General features: G+C 61.2%; 16 protein-coding genes. 3 read left to right on the top strand and 13 right to left on the bottom strand.

What is annotated here, in order from left to right:
* Positions 1-39: 39 nt before the first annotated feature.
* From ACMYUN_RS17155 to ACMYUN_RS17130, 6 genes are all read right to left on the bottom strand, one after another.
* The gene (locus ACMYUN_RS17155; RefSeq protein WP_310403546.1) at positions 40-672 is read right to left on the bottom strand and encodes a sarcosine oxidase subunit gamma; all 633 of its coding nucleotides are present in this window, start codon (positions 670-672) and stop codon (positions 40-42) included.
* A gap of 181 nt (positions 673-853) precedes the next feature.
* Positions 854-3,871, bottom strand: a complete 3,018-nt coding sequence (locus ACMYUN_RS17150; RefSeq protein ID WP_110646293.1) for a sarcosine oxidase subunit alpha — start codon at positions 3,869-3,871, stop codon at positions 854-856.
* Complete coding sequence (locus ACMYUN_RS17145; RefSeq protein WP_016772830.1) at positions 3,868-4,197, bottom strand: sarcosine oxidase subunit delta; 330 nt, start codon at positions 4,195-4,197, stop codon at positions 3,868-3,870. The genes ACMYUN_RS17150 and ACMYUN_RS17145 overlap by 4 nt, the downstream gene beginning before the upstream one ends.
* A gap of 14 nt (positions 4,198-4,211) precedes the next feature.
* A complete protein-coding gene (locus tag ACMYUN_RS17140) occupies positions 4,212-5,462 on the bottom strand; it encodes a sarcosine oxidase subunit beta (RefSeq protein ID WP_016772829.1) in 1,251 nt (416 codons plus the stop codon).
* A gap of 21 nt (positions 5,463-5,483) precedes the next feature.
* The gene (glyA, locus tag ACMYUN_RS17135; protein ID WP_024014589.1) at positions 5,484-6,737 is read right to left on the bottom strand and encodes a serine hydroxymethyltransferase; all 1,254 of its coding nucleotides are present in this window, start codon (positions 6,735-6,737) and stop codon (positions 5,484-5,486) included.
* Between the two features lie 285 nt (positions 6,738-7,022).
* Positions 7,023-7,733 carry a TraX family protein gene (locus ACMYUN_RS17130; protein WP_415761217.1) on the bottom strand — a complete coding sequence of 237 codons (711 nt, stop codon included), beginning with the start codon at positions 7,731-7,733 and terminating at the stop codon, positions 7,023-7,025.
* Positions 7,734-7,859: 126 nt separating this feature from the next.
* Between ACMYUN_RS17130 and ACMYUN_RS17125 the strand changes: the two genes are divergently transcribed.
* A complete protein-coding gene (locus ACMYUN_RS17125; protein WP_415761216.1) occupies positions 7,860-8,900 on the top strand; it encodes a low specificity L-threonine aldolase in 1,041 nt (346 codons plus the stop codon).
* Positions 8,901-9,532: 632 nt separating this feature from the next.
* Complete coding sequence (locus ACMYUN_RS17120; RefSeq protein ID WP_415761215.1) at positions 9,533-10,066, top strand: REP-associated tyrosine transposase; 534 nt, start codon at positions 9,533-9,535, stop codon at positions 10,064-10,066.
* A gap of 63 nt (positions 10,067-10,129) precedes the next feature.
* Here ACMYUN_RS17120 and gbcB read toward each other — a convergent pair whose 3' ends face one another.
* Positions 10,130-11,230 carry a glycine-betaine demethylase subunit GbcB gene (gbcB, locus tag ACMYUN_RS17115; RefSeq protein WP_415761213.1) on the bottom strand — a complete coding sequence of 367 codons (1,101 nt, stop codon included), beginning with the start codon at positions 11,228-11,230 and terminating at the stop codon, positions 10,130-10,132.
* Between the two features lie 296 nt (positions 11,231-11,526).
* On the opposite strand from gbcB, the gene gbcA reads away from it, so the two are divergent.
* The gene (gene gbcA, locus ACMYUN_RS17110; protein WP_415761212.1) at positions 11,527-12,822 is read left to right on the top strand and encodes a glycine-betaine demethylase subunit GbcA; all 1,296 of its coding nucleotides are present in this window, start codon (positions 11,527-11,529) and stop codon (positions 12,820-12,822) included.
* An 876-nt stretch (positions 12,823-13,698) separates the two neighbouring features.
* Here the strand turns inward: gbcA and ACMYUN_RS17105 are convergent.
* The 6 genes from ACMYUN_RS17105 to ACMYUN_RS17080 form a co-directional block, all read right to left on the bottom strand.
* Positions 13,699-14,469, bottom strand: coding sequence for an electron transfer flavoprotein subunit beta (locus ACMYUN_RS17105; RefSeq protein ID WP_415761210.1), 771 nt, complete (start codon positions 14,467-14,469; stop codon positions 13,699-13,701).
* 9 nt (positions 14,470-14,478) lie between these two features.
* On the bottom strand, positions 14,479-15,699 hold the full coding sequence (locus ACMYUN_RS17100; RefSeq protein WP_415761209.1) for an electron transfer flavoprotein subunit alpha/FixB family protein: 1,221 nt from the start codon (positions 15,697-15,699) through the stop codon (positions 14,479-14,481).
* On the bottom strand, positions 15,699-17,648 hold the full coding sequence (dgcB, locus tag ACMYUN_RS17095; RefSeq protein WP_415761207.1) for a dimethylglycine demethylation protein DgcB: 1,950 nt from the start codon (positions 17,646-17,648) through the stop codon (positions 15,699-15,701). Before dgcB ends, ACMYUN_RS17100 begins: the two co-directional genes overlap by 1 nt.
* A gap of 113 nt (positions 17,649-17,761) precedes the next feature.
* Positions 17,762-19,822: a dimethylglycine demethylation protein DgcA gene (dgcA, locus tag ACMYUN_RS17090; protein WP_415761206.1), complete on the bottom strand. Its 2,061-nt coding sequence runs from the start codon at positions 19,820-19,822 to the stop codon at positions 17,762-17,764.
* A 15-nt stretch (positions 19,823-19,837) separates the two neighbouring features.
* Complete coding sequence (locus tag ACMYUN_RS17085; protein WP_039757633.1) at positions 19,838-20,368, bottom strand: 4-vinyl reductase; 531 nt, start codon at positions 20,366-20,368, stop codon at positions 19,838-19,840.
* Positions 20,369-20,581: 213 nt separating this feature from the next.
* On the bottom strand, positions 20,582-21,559 hold the full coding sequence (locus ACMYUN_RS17080; RefSeq protein ID WP_415761205.1) for a dipeptidase: 978 nt from the start codon (positions 21,557-21,559) through the stop codon (positions 20,582-20,584).
* Between the last annotated feature and the right edge of the window lie 4 nt (positions 21,560-21,563).

Below are 21,563 nucleotides of genomic sequence, written 5' to 3'. Positions count from 1 at the left end.
TCCCCTCGCCACAGAAGCAGGCACGATAGCCATTCAGTCTCAGGCCTGAACGCTCAGCCCGTACTCGGCCGAAGCATCCTGCAACCACAACCACCAGTAATCCGAGAAGCTGCGGCGGATCAGCAGCTCCCAGGTGTCTTCGGCGGTATGGCGAATCATCAGTTGCGACTTGGCGAACACCGTGCCCACCGCTTTGCCGACCGGGAAGTTGTTCGGGTGCACGTCGTAGCTGGTCGACTTCATCAGCACCTGACGCACGTTCGGCCCGCTCAGTTCGAGGATCTGCTGACCGCCGCTGACGTTGACGATAGCAATGTGCAGATCACCCAGCGCTTCGCGCAGTTTCTGCTCGGCGGCGAATTCTTCGCCGCTTGGCACGATCAGCAGCCACTCGTCCGGGCCCATCCATTGCAGGCTGGTTTCGCCTTTGACGATCACGCTGAGGGCGCCGGGCAATTCAATGCCAAGCGCCTTGTGCACACCGGCCGCGAACGCGGCATCGTGGCCATCGCCACGAAGGGTCAGGTGGCCGAGCAGTTTCTTTTCCCGCACGATCACGCCGGCGTTCTTGCGGCCCTTGCCGACCAGGCTGGCGAGGTCGGCATGGTGCAGCGACGACTCGGCACGGGCCCCGGTGGTCGGGCGTTGTTGGTACACGTTGGCTGTGGTCATAAAGCACCTTTATCAATTCTGTTGGTTCCGGCCCTTGTGGTGGCTGTGACTCCGCCTTCGCGAGCAAGCTCGCTCCCACACTGGACTGATGCCTGACACAAATCCCATTAACAACCCGAAACCTGTGGGAGCGAGCTTGCTCGCGAAGGCGATATCCGCCACCCCACAGGGCCCGAAGCTGTCAGATGTTCTGGCGATCACCCTTCGGATCGAAGAACACCGAAGACACGATTTCCGCCTCGATCACGCTGCCATCGGCCAGCGGTGCGAACACCCGCTCGCCCATGCGCTTGAGACCGCCCTTGACCACACCCATGGCAAACGAATAACCGAGGGAGTTGTGCGCGTAGCTGGAGGTCACGTGGCCGACCATGGTCATCGGGATCGCCTGCTTGGTGTTGAACACCAGCTGCGCACCTTCCGGCAGCCACTTGGTCGGATCGATCGGCTTGAGGCCCACCAGTTGTTTGCGCTGGTCTTTCACGCAATCTTCGCGGTTCATGCCGCGCTGGCCGATCCACGAGAACGGTTTGGTGCGACCGACACACCAGCCCATGTTCAGGTCGTCCGGGGTCATCGAGCCGTCGGTGTCCTGGCCGACGATGATGAAGCCCTTCTCGGCCCGCAGCACGTGCATGGTCTCGGTGCCGTACGGCGTCAGGTTGTACTGCTTGCCGGCCTCGACGATTTTCTCCAGCACGCCCATCGCATAATCGGCCTGGACGTTGACTTCGTACGACAGCTCACCGGTGAATGAGATACGGAACACCCGCGCCGGCACATCGCCGACCAGACCTTCTTTCCAGGTCATGAACGGGAACGCTTCGTTGCTCAGATCGATGTCGGTCACGGCGCTGAGCAGCTTGCGACTGTTCGGCCCGGACAGGGTCATGGTCGCCCAGTGGTCGGTGACCGACGTGAAGTACACCTTCAGGTCCGGCCATTCGGTCTGGTGGTACAGCTCCAGCCACTGCAGTACGCGCGCGGCGCCGCCGGTGGTGGTGGTCATGACGAAATGGTTGTCGGCCAGACACGCGGTCACACCGTCGTCGAAGACCATGCCGTCTTCCTTGCACATCAGACCGTAGCGAGCCTTGCCCACGTCGAGCTTGGTCCAGGCGTTGGTGTACACGCGGTTGAGGAACTCGCGGGCATCCGGGCCTTGAATGTCGATCTTGCCGAGGGTCGAAGCATCGAGCAGGCCAACGCTGTCGCGCACGGCTTTGCATTCGCGCTTGACCGCCGCGTGCAGGTCTTCACCGTTTTTCGGGAAGTACCAGGGACGCTTCCACTGACCGACGTCTTCAAACTCGGCGCCGTTCTTCACATGCCAGGCATGCAGCGCGGTGTAGCGCACCGGTTCGAAGATGTGCCCGCAGTGCCGGCCGGCCACGGCGCCGAAGGTCACCGGCGTGTAGTTCGGACGGAACATGGTGGTGCCCATCTGCGGGATGGTCACGTTCAGCGAACGGGCGGCAATGGCCAGACCGTTGACGTTGCCGAGCTTGCCCTGATCGGTGCCGAAGCCCAGCGCGGTGTAGCGTTTGACGTGCTCGACCGACTCGAAACCTTCACGGGTCGCCAATTCGATGCCACCGGCGGTGACATCGTTCTGGAAGTCGACGAATTGCTTCGGTGCACGCGCCGAGTTCTTCTCGTGCGGCACCTGGAACAGCGCCAGGGTCGGCTCTTCGAGACGGCTCAGGGCTTTCGGCAACACGCCTTCGACGGTCTGGAAACCGGCTTCGGCAGCAGCGCGCACGCCACCTTCAAAACCGTCGGCCAGCGAATCGCCAAGCGCGTAGACGCCATTGATGCCACCGACGCACACGCGTTTCTGCGGAGCTTCGCCCGGTACGAAACCGAGAATATCTTCGCGCCAGACCGGTTTGCCGCCGAGGTGCGAAGCCAGGTGAACCACCGGGCTGTAACCGCCGGAGCTGGCGACCAGATCGCAATCGAGCCATTCGCCCGGACTGGTCACGGCGTGGGCCTTTACGTCAATCGCGGCGACGCGGGCAGCGGTCACTCGCTTGCTGCCACGCACTTCGATGACGGCGCTGCCGGTGAGGATGCGAATGCCTTTGGCACGTGCTTCTTCGACCAATGCACCGCGCGGATTGCTGCGGGCATCAGCGATGGCGACCACTTGCAGACTGGCATCGAGCCAATCCAGAGCGACGCGATAGGCGTGATCATTGTTGGTCGACAGCACCAGTTTTTTGCCCGGCGCTACGCCATAACGACGCACGTAAGTCGACACCGCGCCGGCAAGCATGTTGCCCGGCACGTCGTTGTTGCCGTAGACCAGCGGACGCTCGTGGGCGCCGGTCGCCAGCACCACACGTTTGGCGCGGACACGGTGGATGCGCTGACGCACCTGACCGATCGGCGCGCGGTCGCCGAGGTGATCGGTGAGGCGTTCGTGAATGGTCAGGAAATTGTGGTCGTGGTAACCGTTGACCGTGGCGCGCGGCAACAGCAGCACGTCCGGGGTGTTCTTCAATTCAGCGATGACACTGGCAACCCATTCCATCGCAGGTTTGCCGTCGAGGCTTTCGCGCGAGTCGAGCAGGCTGCCGCCGAACTCTTCCTGCTCATCGGCCAGAATCACGCGGGCACCGCTGCGCGCAGCGGCCAGGGCAGCGGCGAGACCGGCCGGGCCGGCACCGACGATCAGCACGTCGCAGTGCTGATTCATGTAGTCGTAGGTGTCCGGATCGTTCTCGGTCGGCGAACGGCCGAGGCCGGCAGCCTTGCGGATGTACTTCTCGTAAGTCATCCAGAACGATTGCGGGTACATGAAGGTTTTGTAGTAGAAACCCGGCGGCATCAGCTTGCCGCCGACCTTGCCGAGAATCCCCATCATGTCGTTGTTGACGCTCGGCCAGCCATTGGTGCTGGTGGCGACCAGGCCCTGATACAACGCCTGTTGCGTGGCGCGCACGTTGGGAATCTGCGTGGCTTCGGTGGCACCGATCTGCAGCACCGCGTTCGGCTCTTCGGAACCGGCGGCGAAGATGCCGCGAGGGCGCGAATACTTGAAGCTGCGGCCGATGATGTCGACGCCGTTGGCGATCAGGGCAGCGGCCAGCGAGTCGCCTTCATAGCCTTTGTAGGTCTGGCCGTTGAAGGTGAAGCTCAGCACTTTGTTGCGGTCGATCCGTCCACCGTTGGACAGGCGATTGGTCTGGCTCATACCTTCTCTCCCAGCGCCGTCGTGGCTGTTTTCGCAGTGCCAGCCTTGTCGGTGAATTGCGGCTTCTCGCCGATCTTGTAGCTCTCGAGAATCTCGTAGGTCACGGTATCGCGAGTGACGTTGAAGTACTGGCGGCAACCGGCAACGTGGTCCCACAACTCATGGTGCAGACCGCGCGGGTTATCGCGAAAGAACATGTAGTCACCCCACTCCTCATCGGTGCAGGCGTTCGGATCCAGCGGACGCGGGATATGCGCCTGACCGGATGCGTGGAATTCCTCTTCAGAGCGCAGTTCGCCGCAGTGAGGACAGAAGATATGCAACATGGGGATTTCTCCTGTTAGTGGGCAACCGCAGCAGCGCCGTGTTCATCGATCAACGCACCGTTGTGGAAACGGTCGATGGAGAAAGGTGCAGCCAATGGGTGCATTTCACCCTTGGCCAGACTCGCGGCAAACACGTTGCCCGAGCCGGGTGTAGCCTTGAAGCCACCGGTGCCCCAACCGCAGTTGAAGAACATGTTTGGTACCGGCGTTTTCGAGATGATCGGGCAAGCGTCCGGGGTGGTGTCGACGATGCCGCCCCACTGGCGGTTCATGCGCACGCGGGACAACACCGGGAACATCTCGACGATGGCCTGGATGGTGTGTTCGATCACCGGGTACGAACCACGCTGGCCGTAGCCGTTGTAGCCGTCGATACCGGCGCCGATCACCAGGTCGCCCTTGTCGGACTGGCTGATGTAACCGTGCACGGCGTTGGACATGATCACGCTGTCGATAATCGGTTTGATCGGCTCGGACACCAGCGCTTGCAGCGGGTGGGATTCGATCGGCAGGCGGAAACCGGCAAGCTTGGCCATGTGTCCGGAGTTACCGGCCGTCACCACGCCGACGCGCTTGGCGCCGATGAAACCCTTGTTGGTTTCGACGCCGATGCACACGCCGTTTTCCTTGCGAAAACCGATCACTTCGGTCTGCTGGATCAGGTCCACGCCCAAGGCATCGGCGGCACGGGCGAAGCCCCACGCCACGGCATCGTGACGGGCGACGCCGCCGCGACGCTGCACGGTCGCGCCCATGATCGGGTAGCGGGTGTTTTTCGAGCAGTCCAGGTACGGAATCTCGTCCGCAACCTGCTTGGCGTCGAGCAATTCGCCGTCGACGCCGTTGAGGCGGTTGGCGCTGACCCGACGCTCGGAATCACGGATGTCCTGCAGGGTGTGGCACAGGTTGTAGACGCCACGCTGGGAGAACATCACGTTGTAGTTGAGATCCTGCGACAGGCCTTCCCACAATTTCATCGCGTGTTCGTAGAGGTGCGCCGACTCGTCCCACAGGTAGTTGGAGCGCACGATGGTGGTGTTGCGCGCGGTATTACCGCCGCCCAGCCAGCCTTTCTCGACCACGGCGACATTGGTGATGCCGTGCTCCTTGGCCAGATAGTAGGCCGTCGCCAGGCCGTGCCCGCCGCCGCCGACGATGACCACGTCGTAGACTTTTTTCGGGGTGGGCGTGCGCCACATGCGCTGCCAGTTTTCGTGGTGGCTGAGCGAGTGTTTGAACAGGCCGAAGCCGGAATAGCGTTGCATAGTCATTACTCCAAAACCGACTCAGCGATAAACCGGGAAGTCTGCGCACAGGGCCGAGACCTGCTGGGCGACATTGGCCTCGACATCGGCGTCGCCGAGGTTGTCGAGGATGTCGCAGATCCAGCCGGCGAGGGTTTCGCACTGGCTGACCTTGAAGCCGCGCGTGGTCACCGCCGGGGTGCCGATGCGCAGGCCCGAGGTCACGAACGGCGACTGCGGATCGTTCGGCACGGCATTCTTGTTCACCGTGATGTGGGCCCGGCCCAGCGCGGCGTCGGCGTCCTTGCCGGTCAGGCCCTGACGAATCAGGCTGACCAGGAACAGATGGTTGTCGGTGCCGCCGGACACAACATCGTAGCCACGCTTGATGAACACGCTGGCCATCGCCTGGGCGTTGTCGATCACTTGTTGCTGATAAGCCTTGAAGCCAGGCTCCAGCGCTTCCTTGAAGCACACCGCTTTACCGGCGATGACGTGCATCAGCGGGCCGCCCTGGGCGCCGGGGAAAACGGCGGCGTTGAGCTTCTTCTCGATCTCTTCGTTGGACTTGGCCAGGATCAGCCCGCCACGCGGGCCTCGCAGGGTCTTGTGCGTGGTGGTGGTGACCACGTCGGCGTACGGCAGCGGATTCGGGTACAGGCCAGCAGCGACCAGACCGGCGACGTGGGCCATGTCGACGAACAGCAGCGCACCGACCTTGTCGGCGATCTGGCGGAAGCGCGGGAAATCCAGAGTCTTGGAGTAAGCAGAGAAACCGGCAACGATCATTTTCGGTTTGCACTCGACGGCCAGACGCTCGACTTCGTCGTAGTCGATCAGCCCGGTGTCGGTGTTGATGCCGTACTGCACGGCGTTGTAGAGCTTGCCCGAGGACGACACTTTCGCGCCGTGGGTCAGGTGACCGCCGTGGGCCAGGCTCATGCCGAGAATGGTGTCGCCCGGCTGGATCAGCGCCAGGTACACGGCGCTGTTGGCCGAGGAGCCGGAGTGCGGCTGGACGTTGGCGTAATCGGCACCGAACAGTTGCTTGGCGCGTTCGATGGCCAGCGCTTCGACTTTGTCCACATGCTCGCAGCCACCGTAGTAGCGCTTGCCCGGATAGCCTTCGGCGTATTTGTTGGTCAGGCCGCTGCCTTGCGCCTGCATGACGCGCTTGCTGGTGTAGTTCTCCGACGCGATCAGCTCGATGTGATCTTCCTGACGTTGCTCCTCGGCATTCATCGCCGCCAGCAGTGCATCGTCGTAACCCTGGATCTGGTCTTGCTTGCTGAACATCGCGTCTCTCCCAGCGGCATCTGTGCGCCATTCGTCTCGGTAAGGCACTGGCAATGATGGCAGTGCCCTTTGATGCGATGGTATGACCGGCACAGACAGCTCAAATGCCTGCGGACGCCACGCAAAGGTGCGTTTACGACATGGCTGGAAATGACCTGTTAGGCGCAAACCTGCAAGCGCTGAAGATCCCTTGTGGGAGCGAGCTTGCTCGCGAAGAGGCCATGTCAGTCAACATCATTGTTGACTGACACACCGCTTTCGCGAGCAAGCTCGCTCCCACAGGGGTCAGGCGATGATTTGGCGGATGGCAAGCAGCAGGAGGAAATGCGCGGGATACAGCGCATACGCCCAGCGCCGCATCGGTGGTGGCTGCAGATGTCGCCCATGTCGCAACAAGAACATTCCGAGCATCGGCGCAAACACACACGTCGCCAGACCAAGCATCGCCACGCTGTTGCCGAAGCGCGCCGATTCGAGCAGCACCTGCCATTGGTTCGCCGCCAGACACACCAGCCCCGGCAACAGGCTGAAATACCAGGGTCGGCGGAACACCAGCAGCATCGCCAGCGGCAACAATACGCCGAAGAAACCGAACATCAGTCGTTCTGAAAAAACCGCCGCAACCACCAACGCGGCCAATGCGAGCAACCGCGCCACCGACGCTGGGTCCTGCCAGCCGCGCGCCACCAGCAAGCCCAGCGCCAGCGTCGGCATCACGTTGAACGTGTCAGGGTCGGTGATATAAAAGCGATAAGGGATTTCGCTGATGGCGCTGAACAGCAACAGCCAGCCCAGATAGCGCCATTCCATTTTGCGCGAACCGTCTCGTGCCAGATTCGCCGCCATCGCCAGGCAAAACCATGGAAACGCCAATCGCCCGGGCACATACAACCAATCGGCGGAGAAGCCGACATATCGCAGGTGATCGAGCAACATGCTCAGCAACGCCAGCCACTTGAGCAGATCCAGGGCACCGTCGCGTTGGCTCAGGTGCATAATCGGCCCATAAACTGGTAATTTTCCCCACCCGACATCGCATGTGCTCCCCGGAAGATCTTCGGTAAAGTGCGCATCCTCATTGACCACGAGCCTTCACAAGAGTCTCGATTACGGAAGCCGGCCATGACCGACAAGAGCCAACAATTCGCCAGCGACAACTATTCCGGGATCTGCCCTGAAGCCTGGGCTGCCATGGAACAGGCCAACCACGGCCACCAGCGCGCTTACGGCGACGATGAATGGACCGCCCGCGCGGCCGATCATTTCCGCAAACTGTTCGAAACCGACTGCGAAGTGTTCTTCGCCTTCAACGGCACCGCCGCCAACTCCCTGGCCCTGTCGTCGCTGTGCCAGAGTTACCACAGCGTGATCTGCTCGGAAACCGCCCACGTCGAAACCGACGAATGCGGCGCTCCGGAATTCTTCTCCAACGGCTCCAAGCTGCTGATCGCCGGCACTGAAAACGGCAAGATCACTCCGCTATCGATCCGCGAAGTCGCCCTCAAGCGCCAGGACATCCACTACCCGAAACCGCGGGTGGTGACCCTGACTCAAGCCACCGAAGTCGGTAGCGTCTACACCCCGGAAGAAGTCCGCGCCATCAGCGCAACCTGCAAGGAACTGGGTCTGCACCTGCACATGGACGGCGCGCGGTTCTCCAACGCCTGCGCATTCCTCGGCTGCTCGCCCGCCGACCTCACCTGGAAAGCCGGCGTTGATGTGCTGTGCTTCGGCGGCACGAAAAACGGCATGGCGGTGGGTGAAGCGATCCTGTTCTTCAACCACAAACTGGCCGAAGACTTTGATTACCGCTGCAAGCAGGCCGGGCAACTGGCGTCGAAGATGCGCTTTTTGTCGGCACCGTGGGTCGGCATTCTGGAAAACGACGCCTGGCTCAAATACGCCCGCCACGCCAACCACTGCGCGCAACTGCTGGCAGAACTGGTCAGCGACATTCCCGGCGTCGAACTGATGTTCCCGGTGCAGGCCAACGGCGTGTTCCTGCAACTGTCCGAGCCGGCCATCGCTGCGTTGACTGCAAAAAACTGGCGCTTCTACACCTTCATCGGCAAGGGCGGCGCCCGCTTCATGTGCTCTTGGGACACCGAAGAAGAACGCGTGCGCGAACTGGCGCACGATATTCGCGAGGTCATGTCGGCCTGATTACCCCCGCCACACTGATCGTTCCCGCGCTCCGCGTGGGAACGCCTCCCGGGACGCTCCGCGTTCCAGCTTCACCCTTGGCGACAGGCTGAAAACCGCTATGACGCGGAGCGTCAGTGGCTGCATTCCCACGCAGAGCGTGGGAATGATCTTTATCTCCACATCTGCCCACCCTGATCGTTCCCACGTTCCGCGTGGGAACGCCTCCCGGGACGCTCCGCGTTCCAGCTTCACCCTTGGCGACAGGCTGAAAACCGCTATGACGCGGAGCGTCAGTGGCTGCATTCCCACGCAGAGCGTGGGAACGATCTTTATCTCCCATCTGCTCCACCCTGATCGTTCCCACGCTCCGCGTGGTAACGCCTCCAGGGACGCTCCGCGTTCCAGCTTCACCCTTGGCGACAGGCTGAAAACCGCTATGACGCAGAGCGTCAGTGGCTGCATTCCCACGCAGAGCGTGGGAACGATCTTCGGTCGGGAATGACTTTTCCCACTGTAGTTGCAGACGTCTCTTCTAGCACGTTCCCTACTCCGGCCTCACCCTGATCGTTCCCACGCTCTGCGTGGTAATGCATCTCGGGACGCTCCGCGTTCCATCTCATTCGCACCGCAAGATTCAAGGATCGAATCCCATGGGCCGCAGCCGCTATACGATTACCGAAGCCGACAAACCGCACTTCCTCACCTGCACAGTAATGGAGTGGTTGCCGTTATTCATTCGCCCGAACATCGTTGAGCACCTGCTCAACTGCTGGCGATATCAGCAGACTCATCATGACCTGAAGCTATACGGCTACGTGATTTTGGAAAACCACCTGCACTTCGTCGCCCATGCACCCGATCTGAGCAAATGCCTCAGCCAGTTCAAGTCCTTCACCGCGCGACAAATCATCAATGACTTGCAAACAAAAGGCGCCGACAAAGCGTTCCAGCGCCTGCGCTTCAGCAAGCGTGCGCACAAACAGGATCGGGTTTATCAGCTATGGCAAGAAGGTGCACACGCAGAGATGGTCTACAGCGAATCAGTGATGCGTCAGAAGCTTGAATATATCCACAACAATCCGGTGAAACGCGGATATGTGGATTTACCGGAGCATTGGCGTTACTCGAGTGCCAGGGACTACGCGGGAATGAAGGGAATGATCGAGGTCCAGCGCTGGTATTGAAATGGGACGCGGAGCGTCCCGGGCGGCATTCCCACGCGGAGCGTGGGAACGATCATAAAAGCCTCAGAACTCAATCCGCACATCCCCCTTCGGCACACTGCAGCACGACAGGATGAATCCTTCCGCCTCGTCTTCCTCGGTAATCCCGCCGTTGTGCTCCATCTCCACTTCGCCGCCCAGTTTCATTACCTTGCACGTCCCGCAAATGCCCATGCCACAGGCTTTCGGGATCATCAGGCCGAGTTTGGCGGCGGCTGCGTGGACGGTTTCGCCCGGGCCGACGCGAATGCTTTTACCGGAGGCGGTGAATTCCACCTGATGCAGATCCGCTGCGTCGATTTCCGGCGCATCGGCGGCTTGTTCGGCCTGTTCCACCGCGTCGGCGCGGGCCTCGGGTGGCGTGGCGCCGAAGGACTCTTCGTGGTAGCGCGACATGTCGTAGCCGGCCACTTCCAGCAAGCGCTTGACCGCGTTCATGTATGGCGTCGGGCCGCAGCAGAACACTTCGCGCTCGAGGAAGTCCGGGACCATCAGTTCGAGCATCTTGTGATTCAGGTAACCGCGATAGCCGGCCCACGGCTCACCGAGGCCATGCTTTTCGCAGATCAGGTGCAGGCTGAAGTTGTCGATCCGCGACGCCATGTGCTCGAGCTCGCGGTGATAGATGATGTCTTTTGGCGAGCGCGCGCTGTGCACGAAGGTCATGTCGACGTTGGCGTTGGTGTCGTAGAACCAACGCGCCATCGACATGCACGGGGTGATGCCGACGCCGCCGCTCAAATACAGAACCTTCGGGCTCGGGAAGTCGATCGCGTTGAACAGCCCGACCGGGCCATGCACCGCCAGTTCTTGCCCCTCATGCAAAGTGTCGTGCAACCAGTTGGAGACCTTGCCGCCCGGCACGCGCTTGATCGTCACCGAAAAGCTGTACGGCACCGACGGCGAGCTGGAAATCGTGTACGAGCGCATGATCGGCTGGCCTTCGATTTCAAGCTCCAGGGTGACGAACTGCCCCGGTTTGAAGAAGAACAGGATCGGCTGGTCGGCCATAAAGCAGAAGGTGCGCACGTCCCAGGTTTCCTGGATGACTTTGACGCAACGGACAATGTGTCGGCCATTGGCCCAGGTCTGGGTGGTGACCGGATTCAGGAAGCTGTTGGACATGCTGTTCTCCACGGCCGACTGTCGGCCTCTTGTCGGCGATTCTGCGTATAGCGCAGACCGCGCGTTTACCTATCCGCGACATTGACATACTTATCGCGACCAGCCCTTGAACACCGGGCCTTGCGCGTCGGGAACAGATTGCGCCATGTCGCGCATGGATAAGGTTCGCCCCAGCGCCGGCCCCACACTCGCCCCAACACAAGACGACTTCTTTACACCTTGCGTAGCAACCGTTTTGCAGCACACCTGATCAGCCACTTTCGCCGGCCACGCAGAGGGCCATGAGGATTACATCGATGGACGTCACCGCAAAAATCAGCCTGGGCGATCCGCTGGAACCCGCACGCAAGGCCACCGCACAAATGCTCCAGGAGCGCGAGCGCACTTTTTCGCTGCCACAACCGTTCTACAGCGATGAGCGCCTGTTCGATATCGATATGCAGGAGATCTTCCAGAAGGAATGGTTGATTGCCGGCATGACCTGCGAGATCCCGGCCAAGGGCAACTACCTGACTCTGCAGATCGGCAAGAACCCGATCATCGTCATCCGTGGCGCTGAGGGCGTGGTGCACGCGTTCCACAACGTCTGCCGCCACCGTGGCTCGCGCCTGTGCACCAGTGAAAAAGGCAAAGTCGCCAAACTGGTCTGCCATTACCACCAGTGGACTTACGAACTGGACGGTCGCCTGCTGTTCGCCGGCACCGAGATGGGCGCCGACTTCGACATGAAGCAGTACGGCCTGAAACCGGTGAATGTGAAAACCGCTGGCGGCTACATCTTCATCAGCCTGGCGGAAAACCCGCCGGCCATCGATGACTTCCTGTCGACGCTCAACCATTACATGGAACCGTATGACATGGAGAACACCAAGGTAGCGATCACCACTACCTTGATGGAGAAGGCCAACTGGAAACTGGTACTGGAAAACAACCGCGAGTGCTACCACTGCAATGCGTCTCACCCGGAACTGTTGAAAACCCTGCTGGAGTGGGACGACGTCACCGACCCGCGCGCCGATCAGGCGTTCAAGGATCACGTTGCTGCGTCCGCCGCTGCCTGGGAAGCGGAAAAGATCCCTTACGCCCACGCCAGTTTCGGCCTGCGCAACCGCATCGTGCGCATGCCACTGCTCAAGGGCACCGTGTCGATGACCCTCGACGGCAAACAGGGCTGCGCGAAACTGATGGGCCGCATCAAGAACCCCGATCTGGGCTCGATGCGCATCCTGCACCTGCCGCACTCGTGGAACCACTGCATGGGCGACCACATCATCGTCTTCACCGTGTGGCCGATCAGTGCCCAGGAAACCATGGTCACCACCAAGTGGCTGGTGCACAAGGATGCGGCGGAAGGTGTCGATTACGACGTCGAGCGCATGCGCCAGGTGTGGGACGCGACCAACGACCAGGACCGCCGTCTGGCTGAGGAAAACCAGCGCGGGATCAACTCCACCGCTTACCAGCCTGGGCCTTACTCCAAAACCTATGAATTCGGCGTGGTCAACTTCGTCGACTGGTACAGCGAGCGCATGTTGAACAACCTCGGGGCCGAGCCTGCGCCTTACCTCAAAGGCGTTCCGGTTCAGGGCTGATCAGGAGCAAAAGATCGCAGCCTGCGGCGGCTCCTACAGGTGGAATGCATTCCCCTGTGGGAGCGAGCCTGCTCGCGAAGGCGTCCTGACCCACGCTACATCTTTCAGTTGATCAATTTCCGACCAATCACCCCCGCCCCCATACCCATCAAGGCCTCCAGCCTTCCGCAAACAAGTTATCCACATACCCGCCCACAGCAAATGGGGGTAACTGTGGATGAGTCAGAAAATATCCTGCTGATTTGCAAAGAAAAACCGTGACTTATTCTGAATCACGGTTTCTCAAAACAATTGATCATTTTTTGATCGCTCCCGTACAACGCACGGATTCAAAAGGCCTATAGCGGGTAGCAAACACGTTATCCACAGAAGCGCCAACAGAGATCGGGGACAACTTTCAATCTTCTGTGGAAAACACCTATGACTGGGGAAAACACCTTCGTCTTAACAGCTCTCGGCGCCCGGGAAGCACATTTGATCAATAATTGATCAAACCCATGTAAGCCCTGCTCCATATGGCCTACAGCTGAGAGCGAACATCTTATCCACAGAAGCGCCAACAGAGATTGGGGGCAACTTGTCGATTTATATCGAGGGAAAAGCCCGAGAAATCCGTGAGTTACGCTGATCGTTTTTTGATCTTATGGCTGAAAGGCTTGAATGGCGCGGGGTGCGAGCAAGGGCGAACATGTTATCCACAGCTTCGCCAACAGGGATTGGGGGTAAACAGTAAAGATTGACTGTGAATGAATACCCATGTGGGAGCGAGCCTGCTCGCGAAAGCGAACTATCAGCTGATACATGTATCGACTGACCCATCGCCTTCGCGAGCAGGCTCGCTCCCACAGTGGTTATTCCATGCCAGGAAGAGGGTGACTAGCGGACAACGCCCTCTTCAATCAGCAACTTCAGAATCGCCTCCGCCCCAGCCTGTGCGGTGACGCCTTTGAGCACCTGTCCCCCGCCGCCACTGGCCTTGGCCGTCGCAGCCTTCATCCGGTCCGCCCCACTCTTGGCCTTGATCACTTTCAAGCGCTTGGGCCGTGGCTTGGCCGGTTGCAGCGTGGCGACGGCCAACAACTCGTCCTCCATCACTTCAACGTCATCAGCGGCCAATTCACCCCGTCGCGCCGGGCCATAGGCACTCTGCCGAGGCTTCGGCGCGGCGTTATCCACAGTGGCCAGAAACGGCAGTTTGACCTTCAAACGGCGCCGCTGCCCGCGCGGCAACGCCTGCAAGACCAGCGCCGATCCGTCGTTGATCGACTCGACCTGCGCCAGGCCCACCACCAGCGGCCAGCCCAGACCTTCCGCCAGCAGGAACGGCAACATCCCAGAACCCTCCCCGGTTTCCGCCTGGCTGCCGGTCAGCACCACTTGCGCCCCGGCATCGCGCAGGTAGGCGGTCAGCGCCGGCAAGGCATCGGCGCCAGCGGGTTGTTCCAGCACATGCAGTTGTTCCAGGCCCATGCCCAGATAGGCACGCAAGGCTGGTTCGGCAACATCACCGGCGTGCAGCACTTGCAGGTTATCCCCAGCCAGTTGCAGGCCCAGTTCCACCGCGCGCGCATCCTGATCGGCGCGCCGTGGCCGACCCGAGGTCGGGTGAGCGCCGATGGAAACCAGACTGATAACGTTCGTGTTCATAGCGTTCCCTTAAGCCGCATCGCGTTTGGCTTCGTTGCGGTAAGCCGCGACCGCTTCGATCAACGCTTGCAGAATCTCTGCGCTTTCGCCGATCACCGACAGATCGGCACGCTTGATCATGTCGCACCCCGGATCGAGGTTGATCGCCACCACCTTGTCGCAGGCGCCAATGCCTTGCAGGTGCTGGATCGCTCCCGAGATACCCACAGCCACATAAACCCGCGCGGTGACCCAGGTGCCGGACGCGCCGACCTGGCGGTCGCGGGCCATGAAGCCATCGTCAACCGCCACCCGCGAAGCGCCCTCGGTGGCGCCAAGTGCTGCGGCGGTTTCGTGGAACAGCTGCCAGTCCTTCACACCATTACCGCCGGAGAAGATGAACTCGGCTTCGGCCATCGGAATGGCCCCGGGATCCACCGCGACGGCACCGAGGTCCTCGATGCGTGACAAGCTGCGCGCCACGCTTGTGGATAACTCCACGGGCAACGCTTCGTGACGGGTTTCGCTGACCGGTTCGGCGCATTCGGCAGCGGCGAGAATCAACCGCGCCACTGGACGCGCCAGGTCTTGCAATCCGGCCCCGGCGCGGCCGATGCACTCCTGATCCTTGACCTGCCAGACCCGCGTGGCCGGGCGTTCGCCCAAGGCTGCAGCAAAGCGCCGGCCGAGTTCGCCGCCACCGCTGCGGCTGTCCGGCAGTAACCAGTGACGCGGGTTGAACTGGTTATCCACAGCACGCAAACCCTGCACCCGTTGTTCCGGTGCATAACCGCTGAATTCCTCGCCTTCAAGCACCAGCAAGCGATCGACGCCAGCGGTTTCGAAAGCGCTTTCCTTGTGCTCGCCGAACACCACGGCGAGCACCGCACCATCGCTGCCGGCCAGTTGGTGAGCGAGGCCGAGCAGATCGCGGTCGTGGCTGCTCAGGCGACCACCGACCATGTCCGGCACCACACTGATGTAGAACGCCGGGGCCGGTACCTGATGCAGCGGCAACTGCACTTCAACAGCGGCCGAGCGCTTGACCGCCCCACCCTGCTGCGCGCCGCTGCGGTCAATGCGTTTGATGCCGTTGGGGCCGATAAAACCCATGCCGTGCAGATTCTTGCGAATGACGCCGTTGGGCCCCATCCAGCTGTGCTGCGCCGGTTGCATCGCCGCGTGCAGCGGATGCAGGCGGTTGCGCGCGATCCATTCGGCGCGCGGGTCGCGGCGGATAATGTCGCTCATCAGTGCACCTCCGCAGGTTCACGTTTGGCCGGCGTGGCAGGCTTGCTTGGCGCGGCGTCCTCGAGCAATGCGTCGGCCACCAGTTCGGCGATGTCCTTGATCAGCGGACGCGGTTCGACCACGCCTTCGAGCATCGCCGTGCACTGTGGACAACCCACCGCCACCAGCTCGGCGCCGGTTTCGCGAATGTCTTCCATGCGCATGTCGGGGATGCGCTGCTTGCCCGGAATGTCAGTGATCGGCGCGCCGCCACCACCGCCGCAGCAGCGTGAGCGGAAGCCGGACCGTTGCATCTCTTTGACTTCAATGCCGAGGGCTCGCAGCACTTCACGCGGCGCTTCGTACTCGCCGTTGTAGCGGCCCAGGTAGCACGGATCGTGATAGGTCACGCTGCTGCCTTTGTGCTGACCGAGATTGAGCGCGCCGGCCTGAATGATCTCGGCCATGTAGGTGCTGTGGTGCTGCACCAGGTAATTGCCTTCGAAGGCGCCGTATTCGTTTTTCAGCACATGGAAACTGTGCGGATCGCAGGTGACGATGCGGTTGAAGCTGTATTTGGCCAGAGTCTGGATGTTGCGCTTGGCCAGCAACTGGAAGGTCGCTTCATCGCCGAGACGCCGGGCAACGTCGCCGCTGTCACGTTCTTCAAGACCGAGCACGGCGAAGTCGATGTTTGCCGCTTTCAGCACTTTGACGAATGCGCGCAGGGTGCGCTGGTTGCGCATGTCGAAGGCGCCGTCGCCGACCCAGAACAGCACGTCGGTGGATTTCTTTTCGCTGAGCAGATTGAGGTTCAGATCCGCTGCCCAGTTCATCCGCCCGCCCGGGGCGAAACCGCCGGGGTTGTCGGTGGCGATCAGGTTTTCGAGGACTTCGGCGCCTTTGTTCGGGGTCGCGCCTTTTTCCAGGGTCAGGTGACGGCGCATGTCGACGATCGCATCGACGTGCTCGATCATCATCGGGCATTCCTCGACGCAGGCGCGGCAGGTGGTGCACGACCACAGAGTTTCGGCATCGACCAGACCGTTGACGATCGGTTGGTGCGGATTGCCGCCATGCTCGCCGATCGGTTTGCCTGGATACGGGCTGCCAGCGAACTTCGCGTCAGTGCCGCCGGCGAGGCCGACGACCATGTCTTGAATCAGTTTTTTCGGGTTCAGCGGCTGGCCGGCGGCGAAGGCCGGGCATGCTGCTTCGCACTTGCCGCACTGCACGCAGGCGTCGAAACCGAGCAACTGGTTCCAGGTGAAATCCTTGGGTTTTTCCACGCCCAGTGGCGCATCGGGATTGTTCAGGTCCAGCGGTTTCAAACCGGTCGAGCGCCCGCCGCCGAAGCGTTCCGGACGGCGGTGCCAGGCCAGGTGCAGCGCACCGGCAAAGGCGTGTTTCATCGGCCCGCCCCAGGTCATGCCGAAGAACAGTTCCGACACGCCCCACAGCACGCCAACACCGAGAATGGCGGCAAGGACCCAACCGCCGAAGTTTTCCGGCAGGATCCCGGCCACCGGCAGGGTCACCAGGAAAAACGACGCCGAGAAGGCCAACAGGCTTTTCGGCAGGCGCATCCACGGGCCTTTCGACAGACGTGCAGGCGGATTGACCCGGCGCAGGTACATGAAAATCGCGCCGACGAACATCACCGCCGACATCAGCAGCAGGGCGTAGCCGAGGATGCGGTTATGCAGGCCGAAGCCGTGCACCAGAATGGCCAGCACAATCGACGCCACCGCACCGCCCGCCGTGGCGACGTGGGTGTTGGCGATGTACTTGTCCCGCGCCACGACGTGGTGCAGGTCGACCATGTAGCGCTTGGGCATGGCCAGCAGACCGCCGAGCAGATCGACCTTCGCCGCCCGCCCTCGGCGCCACATGTTCATCCGCCGCAACGCACCGAGGACAGCAAGGCCCAGGGCTGCGAACAACAGGATTGGAAGAAGGGTGTTCAACATCAGAGTCACCTCTGGCGAGCGGCAAGCTGCAAGCTACAAGCGGCAAGAAAGAGCAGCATGGATTGGCTGTGCTTTTTCTTGCAGCTTGTAGCTTGTAGCTTGCAGCTGAGCCGTCAAAAATCCTTACAGAGCCGAAGTGCGTCGTAAATGGCGGCGTGGGTATTACGCTGCGCCACGCAGTCGCCGATGCGGAACAGCAAGTAGCCCTCGCCCGCCTCGCTCAACGAAGGTTGCGGCTGGATCGCGAACAGCGCTTCGACGTCGATCTGGCCCTTGTTGCGCGAGCCGTCCTTGAGGGCGTAGTAGATTTCCTCGTCCGGGCGCACGCCGTTTTCGACGACCACCTGATCGACCACCCGCTCCTCTTTGGCACCGGTGTATTCGTTCTCCAACACCGCGATCAGCTTGTCGCCTTCGCGGTAGACCTTCTCCAGCATCATGTCGCCGGTCATGATCACTTCTTTCGGGTACATGCTGCGGTAGTAGGTCGGGAACGACGTACCGCCGATGGCCACGCCCGGCTTGATGTCGTCGGTGACGATCTCGACCTGGCTGCCCTTGTCGGCGAGGAAGTCGGCCACCGACATCCCGGTGAATTCGCAAATGGTGTCGTAGACCAGCACGTTCTTGCCCGGCGCGACCTTGCCGTCGAGCACGTCCCAGCTGCTGACCACCAGCCCTTCGGCGGCGCCCCAGTGTTCGTTCTGCTCAAGGTACGGATGACCACCGACCGCCAGCACCACCACGTCCGGACGCAGGTCCATGATGGTGTCGGCATCCGCCGCCGTGCCCAGGCGCAGATCGACTTTCAAGCGCGCCAGTTCCAGCTGGAACCAGCGGGTGATGCCGGCGATCTGGTCACGCTGCGGTGCTTTCGATGCGGTGGTGATCTGCCCGCCGATGAATTCTTTCTTCTCGAACAGCGTGACGTCGTGGCCACGCTCGGCAGCCACGCGTGCGGCTTCCATCCCGGCCGGGCCGGCACCTACGATCACCACTTTGCGTTTTGGCCCGGTGGATTTCTCGATGATGTGCGGCACGCCCATGTATTCACGGGAGGTCGCGGCGTTCTGGATGCACAGCACGTCCAGCCCCTGATACTGGCGGTCGATGCAATAGTTGGCGCCGACGCACTGCTTGATCTGGTCGATCTGGCCCATCTTGATCTTGGCGATCAGGTGCGGGTCGGCGATGTGCGCGCGGGTCATGCCGACCATGTCAACGTAACCGCCCTCGAGAATCCGCGTAGCCTGGTTCGGGTCCTTGATGTTTTGTGCATGCAGCACCGGCACCTTGACCACTTCCTTGATCCCGGCAGCCAGGTGCAGGAACGGCTCCGGTGGATAACTCATGTTCGGAATGACGTTGGCCAGGGTGTTGTGCGTGTCGCAACCCGAGCCGACCACGCCGATGAAATCGAGCATGCCGGTGTCGTCGTAGTACTTGGCGATCTGCTTCATGTCCTCGTGGGACAAGCCGTCCGGGTGGAACTCGTCACCGCACAGGCGCATGCCCACGCAGAAGTCGTCACCGACCTCGGCGCGCACGGCTTTCAGGACTTCGAGACCGAACTTCATCCGCCCTTCGAAGCTGCCGCCCCACTCATCGGTGCGCTTGTTGACGCGCGGACTCCAGAACTGGTCGATCATGTGCTGGTGCACGGCCGACAGTTCGACGCCATCGAGGCCACCAGCCTTGGCCCGGCGCGCAGCCTGGGCGTAGTTGCCGATCACTCGCCAGATCTCTTCCGGCTCGATGGTTTTGCAAGTGGCGCGGTGCACCGGTTCACGGATGCCCGAGGGCGACATCAAGGTCGGCCAGTTGAAACCGTCCCAGCGCGAGCGACGACCCATGTGGGTAATCTGGATCATGATCTTGGCGCCATGCTTGTGCATGGCGTCGGCCAGATTCTGGAAGTGCGGAATGATCCGGTCGGTGGACAGATTGACCGAACTCCACCATTCCTGCGGGCTGTCGATCGCCACCACGGACGAACCGCCACAGATCGCCAGGCCGATACCGCCCTTGGCTTTCTCTTCGTAGTATTTCACGTAGCGGTCGGTGGTCATGCCACCGTCAGTCGCGTAGACCTCGGCGTGCGCGGTGCTGAGCACGCGGTTGCGGATGGTCAGTTTGCCGATCTGGATCGGCTGGAACATTGCTTCGAAAGCCATGGCACGGTCCTCGGCTTACAACGGCTTGACGATGAACAAGCCGTCATCGTGGCCCTCTTCGGAGCCTCCGTAGACTTGTTCGGCGACAGTGCGGATCTTGCTGCCACGGGCTTCGAGAATCTGGTCCATGGCGCCGGCGAACCAGCCGGTGAACATGTAATCGACCTTGCGCCCGACCTTGCCGTAGACATAGACGAATGCCGAGTGCTCGAGCTTGACGCTGGCGGTGCCTTTGTCGAGGTCGATGTCCTGGATCTTGAACAGGCCCCAGCCGCGCTGCGACAGGCGCTTCATGTAGTGCTCGAACACCGCGACGCCCTCCAGGCCGTGGCATTCGGCTTCCTTTTCACACCAGTGCCAGGCGGATTTGTAGCCGGCCTTGTAGAGGATTTCCGCATAGGCTTCAGCGCCGAGCACTTCCTCGATGCCCATGTGGTTATTGACGAAAAAGTGACGCGGCACATACAGCATTGGCAGGGCGTCGGAGGTCCAGACACCGGTCTCGCTGTCGACTTCGATAGGCAATTGCGGGGCGATCTTGGCCATGGAAACTTAACTCCAGAAAATTCGTGGTTGGTGCCGAGTAAAGCTTTTGCTCTGCTCTTATAAACAAGCCGTATGAATGGCTTTGGAGCCGTAGCGAGCACGTCGAGAGCAAGGAAGGACCGGAGCGACAAGCGAGACAGTACGGGACGTACGGCGAGTTTGGCGCGAGGACCTGACGCAGCTATCGGCGAGCGGAGTAGGCTCCAGAGTTATTCATTCGCCCCAGACGTCTTTGAGGACGTTCACCCAGTTCTCGCCCATGATCTTGCGCACCACGCGCTCGGAATGGCCGCGCTTGAGCAGGGTCTCGGTGAGGTTGGGGAATTCGCCGACGGTGCGGATGCCCAACGGGTTGATGATCTTGCCGAAGCTGGTCAGGCGGCGGGCGTAGCCCTTGTCGTGGGTCAGGTATTCGAAGAAGTCCTGGCCGTGACCCTGAGTGAAATCGGTGCCGATACCGATGGCGTCTTCGCCGACGATGTTCATGGTGTATTCGATGGCTTCGGCGTAATCGTCGATGGTCGAATCGATGCCCTTGGCGAGGAACGGCGCGAACATGGTCACGCCGACAAAACCGCCGTGGTCGGCAATGAACTTCAGCTCTGCATCGGACTTGTTGCGCGGGTGCTCTTTGAGACCCGATGGCAGGCAGTGCGAATAGCAAACCGGTTTTTTCGATTCGAGGATGACTTCTTCGGAGGTCTTGGAACCGACGTGGGACAGGTCGCACATGACGCCGACGCGGTTCATCTCGACAACGATCTCGCGACCGAAACCCGACAGTCCGCCGTCGCGCTCGTAGCAACCTGTGCCGACCAGATTCTGGGTGTTGTAGCACATCTGCACGATGCCGACGCCGAGCTGCTTGAACACCTCGACATAGCCGATCTGGTCTTCGAAAGCGTGGGCATTCTGGAAGCCGAAGAGGATGCCGGTTTTGCCCTGCTCCTTGGCGCGACGGATGTCGGCGGTGGTGCGCACTGGCATCACCAGGTCGCTGTTTTCGCGGATCAGTTTCTGGCTGGCAGCAATGTTGTTCACGGTCGCCTGAAAGCCTTCCCACACCGACACAGTGCAGTTGGCTGCCGTCAGACCGCCCTTGCGCATGTCTTCGAACAGCTCGCGGTTCCATTTGGCAATGATCAGACCGTCGATAACGATGCTGTCGGCGTGTAGTTCGGCTGGGCTCATCAGG

Source organism: Pseudomonas sp. CP4, from assembly GCF_047758505.1.
In the GTDB taxonomy this organism is placed as follows: domain Bacteria; phylum Pseudomonadota; class Gammaproteobacteria; order Pseudomonadales; family Pseudomonadaceae; genus Aquipseudomonas; species Aquipseudomonas fluorescens_AO.
The sequence above is the reverse complement of the archived record's forward strand: the minus strand, read 5'-3'. Positions and strand labels throughout refer to the sequence as shown.

Excerpts from the sequence above, each read along its gene's own strand:
- ACMYUN_RS17150 (WP_110646293.1), bottom strand. The coding sequence starts at position 3,871 with ATGAGCCAGACCAATCGCCTGTCCAACGGTGGACGGATCGACCGCAAC.
- dgcB (WP_415761207.1), bottom strand. The coding sequence starts at position 17,648 with ATGTTGAACACCCTTCTTCCAATCCTGTTGTTCGCAGCCCTGGGCCTT.
- ACMYUN_RS17155 (WP_310403546.1), bottom strand. The coding sequence starts at position 672 with ATGACCACAGCCAACGTGTACCAACAACGCCCGACCACCGGGGCCCGT.
- ACMYUN_RS17080 (WP_415761205.1), bottom strand. The coding sequence starts at position 21,559 with ATGAGCCCAGCCGAACTACACGCCGACAGCATCGTTATCGACGGTCTG.
- gbcA (WP_415761212.1), top strand. The coding sequence starts at position 11,527 with ATGGACGTCACCGCAAAAATCAGCCTGGGCGATCCGCTGGAACCCGCA.
- ACMYUN_RS17100 (WP_415761209.1), bottom strand. The coding sequence starts at position 15,699 with ATGAGCGACATTATCCGCCGCGACCCGCGCGCCGAATGGATCGCGCGC.
- ACMYUN_RS17140 (WP_016772829.1), bottom strand. The coding sequence starts at position 5,462 with ATGCAACGCTATTCCGGCTTCGGCCTGTTCAAACACTCGCTCAGCCAC.
- glyA (WP_024014589.1), bottom strand. The coding sequence starts at position 6,737 with ATGTTCAGCAAGCAAGACCAGATCCAGGGTTACGACGATGCACTGCTG.
- gbcB (WP_415761213.1), bottom strand. The coding sequence starts at position 11,230 with ATGTCCAACAGCTTCCTGAATCCGGTCACCACCCAGACCTGGGCCAAT.
- ACMYUN_RS17105 (WP_415761210.1), bottom strand. The coding sequence starts at position 14,469 with ATGAACACGAACGTTATCAGTCTGGTTTCCATCGGCGCTCACCCGACC.
- ACMYUN_RS17125 (WP_415761216.1), top strand. The coding sequence starts at position 7,860 with ATGACCGACAAGAGCCAACAATTCGCCAGCGACAACTATTCCGGGATC.
- ACMYUN_RS17085 (WP_039757633.1), bottom strand. The coding sequence starts at position 20,368 with ATGGCCAAGATCGCCCCGCAATTGCCTATCGAAGTCGACAGCGAGACC.
- ACMYUN_RS17145 (WP_016772830.1), bottom strand. The coding sequence starts at position 4,197 with ATGTTGCATATCTTCTGTCCTCACTGCGGCGAACTGCGCTCTGAAGAG.
- ACMYUN_RS17120 (WP_415761215.1), top strand. The coding sequence starts at position 9,533 with ATGGGCCGCAGCCGCTATACGATTACCGAAGCCGACAAACCGCACTTC.
- dgcA (WP_415761206.1), bottom strand. The coding sequence starts at position 19,822 with ATGGCTTTCGAAGCAATGTTCCAGCCGATCCAGATCGGCAAACTGACC.
- ACMYUN_RS17130 (WP_415761217.1), bottom strand. The coding sequence starts at position 7,733 with ATGCACCTGAGCCAACGCGACGGTGCCCTGGATCTGCTCAAGTGGCTG.